At 67.3% G+C, this 13,622-nt stretch carries 13 protein-coding genes; all 13 read left to right on the plus strand.

The features are described from left to right. Positions 1 to 216: 216 nt before the first annotated feature. Complete coding sequence (locus ACSFB7_RS36380) at positions 217 to 1,188, plus strand: ABC transporter substrate-binding protein (RefSeq protein WP_435477194.1); 972 nt, start codon at positions 217 to 219, stop codon at positions 1,186 to 1,188. Positions 1,189 to 1,213: 25 nt separating this feature from the next. Continuing rightward, complete coding sequence (locus tag ACSFB7_RS36385; protein ID WP_435477195.1) at positions 1,214 to 2,047, plus strand: ABC transporter permease; 834 nt, start codon at positions 1,214 to 1,216, stop codon at positions 2,045 to 2,047. After that, positions 2,032 to 2,826: an ABC transporter ATP-binding protein gene (locus ACSFB7_RS36390; RefSeq protein WP_435477196.1), complete on the plus strand. Its 795-nt coding sequence runs from the start codon at positions 2,032 to 2,034 to the stop codon at positions 2,824 to 2,826. Before ACSFB7_RS36385 ends, ACSFB7_RS36390 begins: the two co-directional genes overlap by 16 nt. Before the next feature lie 11 nt (positions 2,827 to 2,837). Then, a complete protein-coding gene (hutC, locus tag ACSFB7_RS36395; protein WP_435477197.1) occupies positions 2,838 to 3,575 on the plus strand; it encodes a histidine utilization repressor in 738 nt (245 codons plus the stop codon). 60 nt (positions 3,576 to 3,635) lie between these two features. Continuing rightward, the gene (gene hutH / locus ACSFB7_RS36400) at positions 3,636 to 5,195 is read left to right on the plus strand and encodes a histidine ammonia-lyase (RefSeq protein ID WP_435477198.1); all 1,560 of its coding nucleotides are present in this window, start codon (positions 3,636 to 3,638) and stop codon (positions 5,193 to 5,195) included. A 47-nt stretch (positions 5,196 to 5,242) separates the two neighbouring features. Beyond that, the gene (gene hutU / locus ACSFB7_RS36405) at positions 5,243 to 6,970 is read left to right on the plus strand and encodes a urocanate hydratase (RefSeq protein ID WP_435477199.1); all 1,728 of its coding nucleotides are present in this window, start codon (positions 5,243 to 5,245) and stop codon (positions 6,968 to 6,970) included. 61 nt (positions 6,971 to 7,031) lie between these two features. Further along, complete coding sequence (locus tag ACSFB7_RS36410; protein WP_435477200.1) at positions 7,032 to 7,871, plus strand: phytanoyl-CoA dioxygenase family protein; 840 nt, start codon at positions 7,032 to 7,034, stop codon at positions 7,869 to 7,871. Between the two features lie 142 nt (positions 7,872 to 8,013). Further along, positions 8,014 to 8,748, plus strand: coding sequence for an IclR family transcriptional regulator (locus tag ACSFB7_RS36415; RefSeq protein WP_435477201.1), 735 nt, complete (start codon positions 8,014 to 8,016; stop codon positions 8,746 to 8,748). 48 nt (positions 8,749 to 8,796) lie between these two features. Further along, entirely contained in the window at positions 8,797 to 9,558 is a 762-nt protein-coding gene (locus ACSFB7_RS36420; protein ID WP_435477202.1) for a transporter substrate-binding domain-containing protein, read from the plus strand. A 7-nt stretch (positions 9,559 to 9,565) separates the two neighbouring features. Beyond that, the gene (locus ACSFB7_RS36425; RefSeq protein WP_435477203.1) at positions 9,566 to 10,234 is read left to right on the plus strand and encodes an amino acid ABC transporter permease; all 669 of its coding nucleotides are present in this window, start codon (positions 9,566 to 9,568) and stop codon (positions 10,232 to 10,234) included. 151 nt (positions 10,235 to 10,385) lie between these two features. Continuing rightward, on the plus strand, positions 10,386 to 10,958 hold the full coding sequence (locus ACSFB7_RS36430; protein WP_435477204.1) for a HutD/Ves family protein: 573 nt from the start codon (positions 10,386 to 10,388) through the stop codon (positions 10,956 to 10,958). A 31-nt stretch (positions 10,959 to 10,989) separates the two neighbouring features. Then, positions 10,990 to 12,240, plus strand: a complete 1,251-nt coding sequence (gene hutI / locus ACSFB7_RS36435) for an imidazolonepropionase (protein WP_435477206.1) — start codon at positions 10,990 to 10,992, stop codon at positions 12,238 to 12,240. Then, entirely contained in the window at positions 12,237 to 13,619 is a 1,383-nt protein-coding gene (locus tag ACSFB7_RS36440) for a formimidoylglutamate deiminase (RefSeq protein ID WP_435477207.1), read from the plus strand. The genes hutI and ACSFB7_RS36440 overlap by 4 nt, the downstream gene beginning before the upstream one ends. The last annotated feature ends 3 nt before the right edge of the window (positions 13,620 to 13,622 follow it).

Raw genomic sequence — 13,622 nt, forward strand, 5'->3', positions numbered from 1 at the left:
GTGGCACGAGGTTTGCAACAGTGGCCTCCGTCCCGCCGCCTTTCCTGTATAGACAGCAATCTGGTGCATTTTCCCTCAGGCATGCACCGAAAGAGACCTTCCGGGTTATCCTGTATATACAAGTTGGGGCGCTTGGCAACAATGCGAGGCGAGCGCAGCCCGGAGTCCGGGGTGCATCGCCGAGCCATCTCTCAAAGAACAGAACCAGGAGTACCCATGGTCAAGACGACGGTAGTTGTGAAAGTCGCTTCGCTGCTGGCAGCAGGTGTGTGTGCAGCGGGCATGGCCGGAACGGCCGCCGCCCAGGAAACGAAGATTTCGCTCGGCATGTCCGGCTGGACCGGCTTCGCGCCGCTCTCGCTGGCCGACAAGGCCGGCATCTTCAAGAAGAACGGGCTGGACGTCGAACTCAAGATGATCCCGCAGAAAGACCGCCACCTGGCGCTCGCCTCCGGCGCGATCCAGTGCGCGGCCACCACGGTCGAGACGCACGTGGCCTGGAACGCCAACGGCGTGCCCATCGTGCAGATCTTCCAGATGGACAAGTCCTACGGCGCCGACGGCCTGGCCGTGCGCAACGACGTCAAGACCTTCGCCGACCTCAAGGGCAAGACCATCGGCGTGAGCGCCCCCGGCACCGCGCCGTACTTCGGCCTGGCCTGGATGCTCAGCAAGAACGGCATGACGCTGAAGGACGTGAAGGTGGTCTCGCTCGAGCCGCAACCCGCCGCGCAGGCTTTCGTGGCCGGCCAGAACGACGGCGCCATGACCTACGAGCCGTATCTCTCGACCGTGCGCGCCAACCCCGCCGCCGGCAAGATCCTGGCCACCACACTGGACTACCCGATGGTGATGGACACCGTCGGCTGCGCGCCCACCTGGCTCAAGGCCAACGCCAAGGCGGCCGCCGCGCTCACCAAGTCGTACTTCGACGCGCTCGACCTGATCAAGGCCGACCCGGCCAAGGCCAATGAACTCATGGGCTCGGCCGTCAAGCAAAGCGGCGAGCAATTCGCCAAGTCCTCGGCCTACCTGCGCTGGCAGGACAAGGCCGCCAACCAGAAATTCTTCTCCGGCGAGATCACCACTTTCATGAAGGAAGCCGCGGCCATCCTGCTGGAAGCCGGCGTGATCCGCAAGGCGCCTGAAGACTACACCGTGACCTTCGATGCAAGCTTCGTCAAGTAAAGCCATGCCGCAGATGGCGCCTCGCATGGCACCCGCGCCCACCACCGCCTCGTCCAAGCCCGTGGCCCCCGTACGCCGTCGCGCGTTCGCGCCGCTCGAACCCATCGGTGCGCGTGCGCGCGTGCTGCTGGGCCTGGGCTTCTTTGTCCTGTTCGTGGTCGTGTGGGCGCTCGCCACGCTCGGCGGCTTCGTGTCGCCGACCTTCCTGGCGAGCCCGCCGACCATGGTCAAGGAGGGCTGGCTGCTCTTCACCGAGTACGGCTTCATCAACGACATCGGCATGACCGTGTGGCGCGTGTTCGGCGGCTTTCTGCTGGCGGCCGTGTTCGCGGTGCCGCTGGGCGTGGCGATGGGCACCTGGAAGACCGTCGAGGCCTTCTTCGAGCCTTTCGTCTCTTTCTGCCGCTACCTGCCGGCCTCGGCCTTCATCCCGCTGCTCATCCTCTGGGCGGGCCTGGGCGAAATGCAGAAGCTGCTGGTGATCTTCATCGGCTCCTTCTTCCAGATCGTGCTGATGGTGGCCGTCACCGTGGGCGGCGCGCGCCGCGACCTCGTCGAAGCGGCCTACACGCTGGGCGCCAACAACCGCGGCATCGTCGCGCGGGTGCTCATTCCGGGCGCCGCGCCTGGCATCGCCGAGACGCTGCGCCTGGTGCTCGGCTGGGCCTGGACCTACGTGATCGTGGCCGAGCTGATCGGCTCGTCCTCGGGCATCGGCCACATGATCACCGACAGCCAGGCGTTGCTGAACACCGGCCAGATCATCTTCGGGATCATCGTGATCGGCGTCATCGGCCTCCTGTCCGATTTCGCTTTCAAGGCAATGAACCGCCGTCTGTTTGCATGGGCCGCACTGTGAAGAACCAACTCTCCATCCAGGGCGTCTCGCGCGTCTTCACCGGCAACAAGGGCCAGAGCACGCAAGCGCTGCTGCCCATCGACTTCGAGGTGCGTGAGAACGACTTCGTCACCATCCTCGGCCCGTCGGGCTGCGGCAAGTCGACGCTGCTGCGCATCGTCGCGGGGCTCGACTTCCCGACCACCGGCCAGGTGATGCTCGACGGCGAGCGCATCGAAGGCCCCGGCGCCGACCGCGGCGTGGTGTTCCAGAGCTACACGCTCTTTCCGTGGCTCACCGTGGCGCAGAACATCCGTTTCGGCCTGCGCGAGCGCGGCATGAGCGAAGCCGACCAGAAGGAGCGCAGCGAGTTCTTCATCGCCAAGGTGGGTCTTCGCGGCTTCGAGCACCACTTCCCCAAGCAGCTCTCGGGCGGCATGCAGCAGCGCACGGCGATTGCGCGCGCGCTCGCCAACGACCCCAAGATGCTGTTGCTCGACGAGCCCTTCGGCGCGCTCGACAACCAGACCCGCGTGCTGATGCAGGAACTGCTGCTCGGCATCTGGGAATCGGCGCAGAAGACGGTGTTGTTCGTCACGCACGACATCGACGAAGCGATCTTCATGGCCAACCGCGTGGCGGTGTTCAGTGCGCGGCCGGGCCGCATCAAGACCGAGATCGCGGTCGACTTTCCGCATCCGCGCAGCTACACGATCAAGACCTCGCCGGAGTTCATGGAAATCAAGGCGCGGCTGACTGAAGAGATTCGCGCGGAGTCGATGGCTGCTGCGGAGCATTGACCGACAGCACGATGAAACGCGACCTGCCCACTCTCGCGCTCTACGCGCAAGTCAAGGATCACATCTCCCGCAAGATCCAGGACGGCACGTGGCCGCCCGGTCACCGCCTGCCTTCCGAGCATGAACTGGTCGCCCAGTTCGGCATGGCGCGCATGACGGTGAACCGCGCGCTGCGCGAACTGGTGGAACAGGGGCGCATCGTGCGCGTGGCCGGCGTCGGCAGCTTCGTGGCCGAGAACAAGCCGCAATCGACGCTGCTGCAGATCGCCAACATCGCCAGCGAAATCCGCCAGCGTGGTCACGACTACCGCTGCGAAATGATCGCCGTCGAACGCATCGCCGCATCGCCCGACGTGGCCGCATGGCTCGACCTTCGCCCCGGCGACTCGGTGTTCCACAGCGCCTGCCTGCACTGGGAGAACGACACGCCCGTGCAGCTCGAAGAACGCTACGTCAATCCGCAGGTCGTGCCCGACTACCTCGAGCAAGACTTCAGCGGCACGCCGCCCAGCGAATACCTGCTGCGCAACGTGCCCTTCGACCAGATCGAACACGTCGTCGACGCCGTGCTGCCCAGCGCCGAACAGGCCGCCCGGCTCGCGATGACGCCCACCGACCCCTGCCTGCTGCTGACGCGCCGCACCTGGATTCGCACCACGCCCGTGACATGGGTGCGCTGTCTGCATCCCGCTTCGCGCTACAGCCTGGGCAGCCGTTTTCGAGCCGACGGCAACCCAAGCTCCGGCTAGTTTTTTTCGTCCCCAGAGACCCACGTTTTCTCTCGCAACCACTTGTATAGACAGGTTCACATGCCAAGCAATCACACCGCCAAACCAGAAACCACCCTGACCCTCACGCCCGGCAAGGTCGATCTTGCGATGCTGCGACGCATCCAGGCCGGCGGCGTGCAACTCGCGCTCGATCCGTCGGTGCGCGACGGCATGGCGCTCTCGCAAGCGGCGGTGCGCCACATCGTCGAGAACGACCAGGTCGTCTACGGCATCAACACCGGCTTCGGCAAGCTCGCGAGCACGCGCATCGGCAACGACCACCTGGCGGAGCTGCAGCGCAACCTCGTGCTGTCGCACAGCGTGGGCACGGGCGAGCCGCTGGCCCCGCCGGTGGTGCGCATGATCCTCGCGACCAAGGCCGTGAGCCTGGCGCGTGGCCACTCGGGCGTGCGGCCCGCGCTGGTCGATGCGCTGCTGGCGCTGTTCAACGCGGGCGTGACGCCGAGCATTCCGTGCAAGGGCTCGGTCGGCGCATCGGGCGACCTCGCGCCGCTCGCGCACATGGCCTGCGTGCTGATCGGTGAAGGCGAAGCGACGCTGGCTGACGGCAAGAAGGTCAGCGGTGCCGAAGCGATGCGCAGCATCGGCCTCGAACCCTTCGTGCTCGGCCCCAAGGAAGGCCTGGCGCTGCTCAACGGCACGCAGGTGTCGACCGCGCTGGCACTGGCCGGCCTGTTCGGCGCGGAAGACGTCTTCGCTGCCGCGCTGATGTCGGGCGCACTGTCGCTCGAAGCCATCCAGGGTTCGATCAAGCCCTTCGACGCGCGCATCCACGCCGCACGCGGCCAGCCCGGCCAGATCGCCGTCGCAGGCGCGGTGCGCACGCTGCTCGACGGCAGCGAGATCGTGCCGTCGCACGCCGACTGCGGCCGTGTGCAGGACCCGTACTCGGTGCGCTGCATCCCGCAGGTGATGGGCGCCTGCCTCGACAACCTCGTGCATGCCTCGCGCGTGCTGGTCATCGAAGCCAACGCCGCATCCGACAACCCGCTGGTGTTCTGCGACACCGGCGAAGTCATCTCGGGGGGCAACTTCCACGCCGAGCCCGTCGCCTTCGCGGCCGACATCATTGCGCTGGCCGTGAGCGAAGTCGGCGCCATCTCCGAGCGTCGCCTGGCGCTGCTGCTCGACAGCGGCCTGTCGGGCCTGCCACCGTTCCTGGTGCGCGATGGCGGCCTCAACTCCGGCTTCATGATCGCGCAGGTCACGGCCGCGGCGCTCGCGTCTGAAAACAAGTCGCTCGCGCATCCGGGCAGCGTCGACAGCCTGCCGACCTCGGCCAATCAGGAAGACCATGTGTCGATGGCCACCTTCGCCGCGCGCCGCCTGGGCGACATGGTCAACAACACCGCGGTGGTGGTCGGCATCGAAGCCATGGCCGCCGCACAAGGCATCGAACTCAAGCGCAAGCTCAAGAGTTCGCCACTGGTGGAAGCGGAGTTCGCCGCCATCCGCCAGAAGGTCGCTTTCCTCGAACGCGACCGCTACCTCGCTCCCGACATCGAAGCCATGCGCCAGTGGGCGCTGAAGGCCGAGCTGCCGGCCGCGCTGCTCGACATCCTGCCCAGCCGCTCGTAAAACCTCACCCGACAGATCAACAGATCGCCAGATAGGAGAACCACACCATGAACGCTCCCGACAAATTCGCCCTCAACAACCCCGACGCCACCGACCCGCGCCATGACCCGACGCGCGTGATCCGCGCGCCGCGCGGCAGCGAGCTCAACTGCAAGAGCTGGCTCACCGAGGCGCCGTTCCGCATGCTGCAGAACAACCTCGACGCCGAGGTGGCCGAGCGCCCGCAAGACCTCGTGGTGTACGGCGGCATCGGCCGCGCCGCGCGCAACTGGGAGTGCTACGACCAGATCCTCGCGTCGCTGAAGGAACTGAACGACGACGAGACGCTGCTGATTCAATCGGGCAAGCCGGTCGGCGTGTTCAAGACGCACGAGAACGCACCGCGCGTGCTGCTGGCCAACTCGAACCTCGTGCCGAAGTGGGCCAACTGGGAGCACTTCAACGAACTCGACCGCCAGGGCCTCTTCATGTACGGCCAGATGACTGCTGGCAGCTGGATCTACATCGGCAGCCAGGGCATCGTGCAGGGCACCTTCGAGACTTTTGTCGAAGCCGGCCGCCAGCACTACAACAACAGCCTCGCGGGCAAGTGGATCCTGACGGCCGGCCTGGGCGGCATGGGTGGCGCGCAGCCGCTGGCGGCCACGCTGGCCGGTGCGGTGTCGCTCAACATCGAGTGCCAGCAGAGCAGCATCGACTTCCGCCTGCGCACGCGCTACGTCGACAAGCAGGCGCGCGACATCGACCACGCCTTCGAGCTGATCAAGCAGCACACCGACGCGAAGGAAGCCGTGTCGATCGCGCTGCTGGGCAACGCGGCCGACATCCTCCCCGAACTGGTCAAGCGCGCGAAGGCCGGCGGCATCAAGCCCGACCTCGTGACCGACCAGACCTCCGCGCACGACCTGATCAACGGCTACCTGCCCTCGGGCTGGAGCGTGCCGCAGTGGCAGGCCGCGATGAAGGACGTGTCGCAGCACGACGCGCTGAAGAAGGCGGCAGCCAAGTCGTGCGCCGTGCACGTGCAGGCCATGCTCGACTTCCAGGCCATGGGCATTCCCACGGTCGACTACGGCAACAACATCCGCCAGGTCGCGTTCGACGAAGGCGTGAAGAACGCCTTCGACTTCCCCGGCTTCGTGCCCGCCTACATCCGCCCGCTGTTCTGCGAGGGCAAGGGCCCGTTCCGCTGGGTGGCGCTCTCGGGTGATCCGGAAGACATCTACAAGACCGACGCCAAGATCAAGGAGCTGTTCCCCGAGAACAAGCACACGCACCGCTGGCTCGACATGGCGCGCGAGCGCATCAGCTTCCAGGGCCTGCCCGCGCGCATCTGCTGGCTGGGCCTGGGCGAACGCCACATCGCCGGCCTGGCCTTCAACGAGATGGTGAAGAACGGCGAGCTGAAGGCGCCCATCGTCATCGGCCGCGACCACCTGGACACCGGCTCGGTCGCCAGCCCGAACCGCGAGACCGAAGCCATGAAGGACGGCACCGATGCCGTGTCTGACTGGCCGCTGCTCAATGCGCTGCTCAACACCGCGGGTGGCGCCACCTGGGTCAGCCTGCACCACGGCGGTGGCGTGGGCATGGGCTACTCGCAGCACTCGGGCGTGGTGATCGTGTGCGACGGCACCGACGCTGCCGCCAAGCGCATCGAGCGCGTGCTCTTCAACGACCCGGCCACCGGCGTCATGCGCCATGCGGACGCGGGCTACGACATCGCGGTGGCGACGGCGAAGAAGCAGGGCCTGAAGCTGCCGATGATCAAGTAGGCCCGGCGAGTGAAGTAAAAAAGCGGGTCCCCGACACACCCCCAAACAAGGAGACCCGACGATGACCTTCGATGCCCCCGACCTGCAGCGCCGCGTGCAGGAACGCGTGGACGACGCGCTGGTCGCGCAGTTCCAGCGCGACGGCGCGGTCTGCATCCGCCAGTTGCTCACGCCAGATGAACTGGCGCTGCTGCGCGATGGCATCGAGGCGAACCTCGCGGCGCCCAGCCCGCGCGCCAAGGTGGCGAGCCGGCCCGATGATCCGGGCCGTTTCTTCGAGGACTTCTGCAACTGGCAGGACATCGACGCCTTCCGCCGCTTCATCTTCGAGGCGCCGCTCGCGCGACTCGCGCAGCGCCTCATGGGCTCGCGGACCGTGCGGCTGTACCACGACCACCTGCTCGTGAAGGAGCCCGGCACGCGCCAGCGCACACCGTGGCACCAGGACCAGCCCTACTACAACATCGAGGGCGAGCAGAACATCAGCATGTGGATTCCGGTCGATCCGGTGTCGCGCGCCGCCACGCTCGAATTCGTGGCCGGCTCCCACAAGGGGCCGTGGCTGATGCCGCGCACCTTCATGGACAACCACGCCAAGTGGTTCCCCGAAGGCAGCCTGCAGGACTTGCCCGACATCGAGGGCGCGCGCGAGCGCTTTCCCATCGTCGGCTGGGACATCGAGCCCGGCGATTTCGTCTGCTTCCACATGCTCACGCTGCATGCGGCCGCCGGCGTCGAGGGCCCGAGCCGGCGCCGCGTGTTCTCGGTGCGGTTCATGGGCGACGACATCCGCCATGCGCCGAGAAGCTGGAAAACCTCGCCCGATTTCCCCGGTCTGGCCGAGGTGCTGCCGGCCGGCGCACCGATGGACGATGCGCGCTTTCCGCTGCTCATAGGCTGAGCGCGGCAGCAAGAAGGTAAGACGAAGGTAGAAAGAAAAAGCGCGCCTATTCCCAGCAAGTGGGAATCAAGGCTTGGAAGTGAGAACGGCGAGCAAGATACTGCACGCCGGTTCTACTCCCGACATCCCGCGATTGCCCCCGATGACGTTCCCGACCGACACCCCCGCCCACAACGACCGCGCGCTCTTCGTGCTGTCGGTGCTGGCGCAAAGCAAGGTGGCGATGACGGCCGCCGAGCTGGTGCAGGCCACCGGCCTGTCGCAGAGCACGCTGTACCGGCAGATCGCCATGCTGCGGCGCTGGGGCTTCGTGATGGAGTCGGACGGGCGCTACTCGCCGGGCCCGGTGAGCGTGCAACTGGCCAGCGGCTTCGACGGCAACTCCGACCTTGTCATGGCGGCCCGCGCCGACATGCGCACGCTGGCCCAGCAAAGCCATGAAAGCGTGGCGCTGGTCACGGCAGTCAACGACCGCGTGGTGTGCCTCGAAATGATCGACAGCGAGCATTCCCTGCGCTGCTCGTTCGACCGGGGCCGCAGCGTGCCGGCCAGCGACGGCGCCAGCGCCAAGTGCCTGCTGGCCCATCTGCCGCTGGACCAGCGCGATGCCTTGCTCGACGGGCTGGACGAAAGCCCCGAGCGCCGCTCCGCGCGCGCCGCCGAACTCGACGCGATCCGCCAGGCCGGCCATGCCGTGACCCACGGCGAGGTCGATGCCGGCGTCTGGGGCGCGAGCGCACCGTTGCTGGCTTCGGGCCGACGCCTGCGCGGCGCCATCACGCTCATGGCGCCGCTCACGCGCGTCGAGGGCATGGAAGCTGCGTTGCTCCACATGACCGTCGTCACGGCGGCCCGCATCTCGCGTGCCCTGCAGTAGGCCGTTGCTGCATCTTTCTCTTCTTCAAAACCTCGAAAGCCCCTCACCATGAACACCCGCCGTACCCTTGTCTCCGTTGCCGCCGTCGCACTGTCCGGCTTTGCCTTCTTCGGCCTTGCCGGCCTGGCGCAAGCCCAGGGCGAGCCGCTGCGCGTCGCCACCGACGCCACCTTCCCGCCGATGGAGTTCGTGGAGAACGGCAAGCGCACCGGCTTCGACGTGGAACTGGTCGAGGCCATCGGCAAGACGCTGGGCCGCAAGATCGAATGGATCGACATCGACTTCAAGGGCCTCGTGCCGGGCCTCATTTCGAAGCGCTTCGACATGGCGGTGTCGGGCATCTACATCACCGACGAGCGCAAGAAGGTCGTCGACTTCACCGTGCCGTACTACGCGGGCGGCCTGGTCGTGATGGTGAAAGAAGGCAACACCGCCATCAAGGTGCCGGCCGACATCAACGGCAAGAAGGTCAGCGTGCAGGTGGGCACCAAGTCGGTTTCCTTCACCAAGGAAAAGTACCCGCAAGTGCAACTGCTGGAAGTCGAGAAGAACCAGGAGATGTTCAACCTCGTGGACATCGGCCGTGCCGACGCCGCCGTCACCGGCAAGCCCGCCGCCTACCAGTACGTGCGCACGCGCCCCGGCCTGAAGGTGCTGCCCGAGCAGATCACCACCGAGGAATACGGCATGGCGATTCGCAAGGACACGCCCGAGCTGACCAAGGCCGTGAACGGCGCCATCGAGAAGCTCAAGGCGGACGGCACCTACGAACAGATCGTGAAGAAGTGGTTCAGCGCCACCACCAAGTAAGCGCGCCATGGATCTCGATTTCTCGCCCGTCTGGCAAGGCTGGCCCGACCTGCTGCGCGGCGCGCTGGTCACGGTGGAGATCACCGCCTGCGCGCTGGCGCTCGGCTGCGTGCTGGGCCTTCTGGTCGGCATCGGCCGGCTGAACCCGAAGCGGCGCTGGATCTACGGCGTGTGCACCGCGTACGTGGCGGCGATTCGCGGCACGCCGCTGCTGGTGCAGTTGTTCATTCTGTTCTTCGGCCTGCCGCACTTCGGCATCCTGCTGCCGGCGTTTCTGTGCGGCGTGCTGGGGCTCGGCGTGTACTCGGGCGCCTATGTGTCGGAGATCGTGCGCGGCGCGATCCAGTCGATCGACAAGGGCCAGACCATGGCGGCGCAATCGCTGGGCATGACGCCCGGCGTGGCGATGCGCCAGATCGTGCTGCCGCAGGCGGTGGTGCGCATGATTCCGCCGCTGGGCAACGAGTTCATCGCGCTCATCAAGAACTCGGCGCTGGTGTCGCTGCTGACCATCCATGACGTGATGCACGAGGGGCAGAAGATCATCAGCGTGTCGTACCGCTCGCTGGAGGTGTACCTGGCGATTGCGCTCGTGTACTTCGTGCTCACGGGCACGATGACGCTGATTCTTCGGCACTTCGAGCAGAAGCTGCGCCAGGGCGGGTTGATGCGATGAGCGTGTGTTCCGCATTCTTTGAATTTCTCCCTCCCCTTCCGGGGGAGGGTTGGGGTGGGGGCACGACGGCCTCGACCCATTCACAACGCCCGTTGGGCGCTGCCCCCATCCCAGCCTTCCCCCGGAAGGGGAAGGGGCAAGAGGGGCGGTCATGAGCAACGTGCAACGTTTTTCTCGTTCCACGCTGCCGGCGATGCCGTGGAAAAACGGGGGCGGCACCACGCAGGAAATCGCGAGCTGGCCGCAGGGCGCGGGGCTCGACAGCTTCGGCTGGCGCGTGAGCATCGCGACCATCGCGGCGGCCGGGCCGTTCTCGGTGTTCGCGGGCATCGACCGCAGCATCATGCTGCTGGAAGGCGATGGCGTGCGCCTCTTCACGCACGACGGGCGCATCGACCACCGGCTCGATGTGCCGCAACAGCCCTTCGCCTTCAGCGGCGACGACGCGATCGACTGCACGCTGCTCGGCGGCGCATCGAACGACTTCAATGTGATGACACGGCGCGGACAGTGGTGCGCCGACGTGCGCGTGCTCGACAGCGCTTCTGCCATCGAGCCCGCACCGCACGGCGTGTTGCTCGCGCTGCGTGGCGAATGGCGCCTGAACGACGAGGCCTGTCGCGAAGGCGATGGCAAGTATTGGGCCGACACGGCGCAGGCCTGGCAGGCCACGCCTGCGCGTGAAGACGCGCGGCTGTTGGTGGTTCGTGTCGTGCCGGACTGACCTGACCTGACTTGAAGGAGGAATAAAAAAGATGAAAACCGCAAGCGAATTTCCCTCGGCCGATGGCCTCTGGACCGGCCTGCGCCTCGCGCCCGGTGCTGCCCCCAGCGTGGCGTTGGATGTCGACAAAGAAGCCGCCATCGTGGTCGCGCAAGGCGCGATTCGCTGGGTCGGCGCACGCGATGCGCTGCCCGCTGAATTCGCGGGGCTCGCGCCGCGCGATGGCGGCGGTGCGCTCGTCACGCCGGGCCTCGTCGATTGCCACACCCACCTGGTCTATGGCGGCCAGCGTGCCAACGAATTCGCGATGCGGCTCGCAGGCGCCACGTACGAAGAAGTGGCCAAGACCGGCGGCGGCATCGTCTCGTCGGTGCGCGCCACGCGCGAGGCCGACGAAGACACGCTCTTCGCGCAGGCCGCAGCGCGGCTCGAACAGTTGCTGGCCGATGGCGTCTGCGCCATCGAGATCAAGTCGGGCTACGGCCTGTCGCTCGAACACGAGCGCAAGCAGCTGCGCGTGGCGCGGCGCCTGGGCGAAGCCTACGGCGTGACCGTGCGCACCACCTTCCTCGGCGCGCATGCCTTGCCGCCCGAGTACGCCGGCCGCAGCGGCGACTACATCGACCTCGTGTGTCGCGAAATGCTGCCCGCGCTCGCCGCCGAAGGGTTGGTCGATGCGGTCGATGTGTTCTGCGAGCGCATCGCTTTCTCGCTCGCCGAAACCGAGCAGGTCTTCCAGGCCGCGAAGGCGCTGGGCCTGCCGGTCAAGCTGCACGCCGAGCAGCTCTCCGACATGGGCGGCGCCGCTTTGGCCGCGCGCTACGGCGCGCTGTCGTGCGACCACATCGAGCACCTGTCGGCCGAGGGCATCGAGGCCATGCGCCAGTCGGGCACCGTGGCCGTGCTGCTGCCCGGCGCCTACTACACGCTGCGCGACACGCACCTGCCGCCCATCGCCGCGCTGCGCGCCGCGGGCGTGCCGATGGCAGTGTCGACCGACCACAACCCCGGCACCTCGCCGGCGTTGAGCCTGCTGCTGATGGTCAACATGGCCTGCACGCTGTTCCGCCTCACGGTGCCCGAGGCGCTGGCCGGCGTGACCGTGCACGCCGCGCGCGCGCTGGGCCTGCAGGACACGCACGGCGCCATCGCGCCCGGCATGCCCGCCAACTTCGTGCTGTGGAACGCACGCGAAGCGGCCGAGCTCGCCTACTGGTTCGGTCAGAAGCCCGCGCGCACCGTCGTGCGGCAAGGTTGTATCGCCCTGGAGAACGCTGCATGACGCGCACACTTTTCGCAGCCGACGCGCTGCTGCCCGCAGGCTGGACGAAGAACGTCCTGCTGTCCTGGAACGATGCCGGCCAGCTCACGCAGGTGCAGTCCGCCGCGCAACCGCCGGCCGGCGCGCAGGTGGCGACCGGCCCGGTGATCCCCGGCATGCCCAACCTGCATTCGCACGCCTTCCAGCGCGCCTTCGCGGGCCTGACCGAGCACCGCGCCGAGCAGCACGACAGCTTCTGGAGCTGGCGCACGCTGATGTACCGCTTTGCCGCGCGCCTCGGCCCGCAGCACATGGAAGCCATCGCGACCTGGCTCTATGCCGAGATGCTCGAAGCCGGCTACACCAGCGTGTGCGAGTTCCAGTACGTGCACCACGATGCGGATGGCCGTCCGTATGCCGACGACGCGACCCTGAGCCTTGCGCTGCTGCGTGCCGCGCGCAAGGTCGGCATCGGTTTCACGCTGCTGCCGGTGCTCTACCAGACCGGCGGCTTCGGCGACGTGCCGCCCACGCAAGGGCAGCGCCGCTTCGTCCGCTCGACCGACTCGATGCTGCGCCTGCTCGACGCACTGAAGCCGGTGTGCGACGAACAAGGTGCACGGCTCGGCATGGCGCCGCACTCGCTGCGGGCCGTGCCGCCCGAGGCGCTGCGCGATGCGATCGCGGGGCTCGAAGCCATCGACCGCACCGCGCCCATCCACATCCACATCGCCGAGCAGACGAAGGAAGTCGACGACTGCGTCGAATGGAGCGGACTGCGCCCCGTCGAATGGCTGCTCGATCACGCGCCAGTCGATGCGCGCTGGTGCCTCGTGCACGCCACGCACATGAACGCCGCCGAGTACGAGTACGCCGCCAAGAGCGGCGCGGTCGCGGGCCTGTGCCCGACGACCGAAGCGAACCTTGGCGATGGCATCTTCGACTTCCCCCAATGGCGCAGCCATGGCGGCGCCTGGGGCGTGGGCTCCGACAGCCATGCCAGCGTCAACGCGGCCGAAGAACTGCTGATGCTCGAATACAGCCAGCGACTGGCCCGGCGCCAGCGCAACGTCGGCGCCAGCGCGGCGCAGCCGCATGTCGCGACCGCGTTCACGCTCGAAGCGGTGCAGGGCGGCGCGCAGGCCTCGGGCCGCGCCGTAGCCGGGCTGGCCGTGGGGCAGCAGGCCGACTTCATCGTGCTCGATGCCGCGCACCTCGCGCTGCAGGGCCTGTCGGCGCCCGACATGCTTTCGGCCCACGTTTTCGCGAGCCACCGCACCTCCGCCATCGACAGCGTCTGGTCCGTGGGCCGCGCGCGCGTCGTGGCCGGACGCCACACGCTGCATGACGCTGCCGCAGCCGCCTTCGTGGCCGCGCGCACCCAACTTCTCAAGGATTGATTC

The sequence above is a fragment of the Variovorax raffinosi genome (genome assembly GCF_051216615.1).
GTDB lineage: Bacteria > Pseudomonadota > Gammaproteobacteria > Burkholderiales > Burkholderiaceae_C > Variovorax.

Excerpts from the sequence above, each read along its gene's own strand:
- ACSFB7_RS36380 (WP_435477194.1), top strand. The coding sequence starts at position 217 with ATGGTCAAGACGACGGTAGTTGTGAAAGTCGCTTCGCTGCTGGCAGCA.
- ACSFB7_RS36385 (WP_435477195.1), top strand. The coding sequence starts at position 1,214 with ATGGCACCCGCGCCCACCACCGCCTCGTCCAAGCCCGTGGCCCCCGTA.
- ACSFB7_RS36390 (WP_435477196.1), top strand. The coding sequence starts at position 2,032 with ATGGGCCGCACTGTGAAGAACCAACTCTCCATCCAGGGCGTCTCGCGC.
- hutC (WP_435477197.1), top strand. The coding sequence starts at position 2,838 with ATGAAACGCGACCTGCCCACTCTCGCGCTCTACGCGCAAGTCAAGGAT.
- hutH (WP_435477198.1), top strand. The coding sequence starts at position 3,636 with ATGCCAAGCAATCACACCGCCAAACCAGAAACCACCCTGACCCTCACG.
- hutU (WP_435477199.1), top strand. The coding sequence starts at position 5,243 with ATGAACGCTCCCGACAAATTCGCCCTCAACAACCCCGACGCCACCGAC.
- ACSFB7_RS36410 (WP_435477200.1), top strand. The coding sequence starts at position 7,032 with ATGACCTTCGATGCCCCCGACCTGCAGCGCCGCGTGCAGGAACGCGTG.
- ACSFB7_RS36415 (WP_435477201.1), top strand. The coding sequence starts at position 8,014 with ATGACGTTCCCGACCGACACCCCCGCCCACAACGACCGCGCGCTCTTC.
- ACSFB7_RS36420 (WP_435477202.1), top strand. The coding sequence starts at position 8,797 with ATGAACACCCGCCGTACCCTTGTCTCCGTTGCCGCCGTCGCACTGTCC.
- ACSFB7_RS36425 (WP_435477203.1), top strand. The coding sequence starts at position 9,566 with ATGGATCTCGATTTCTCGCCCGTCTGGCAAGGCTGGCCCGACCTGCTG.
- ACSFB7_RS36430 (WP_435477204.1), top strand. The coding sequence starts at position 10,386 with ATGAGCAACGTGCAACGTTTTTCTCGTTCCACGCTGCCGGCGATGCCG.
- hutI (WP_435477206.1), top strand. The coding sequence starts at position 10,990 with ATGAAAACCGCAAGCGAATTTCCCTCGGCCGATGGCCTCTGGACCGGC.
- ACSFB7_RS36440 (WP_435477207.1), top strand. The coding sequence starts at position 12,237 with ATGACGCGCACACTTTTCGCAGCCGACGCGCTGCTGCCCGCAGGCTGG.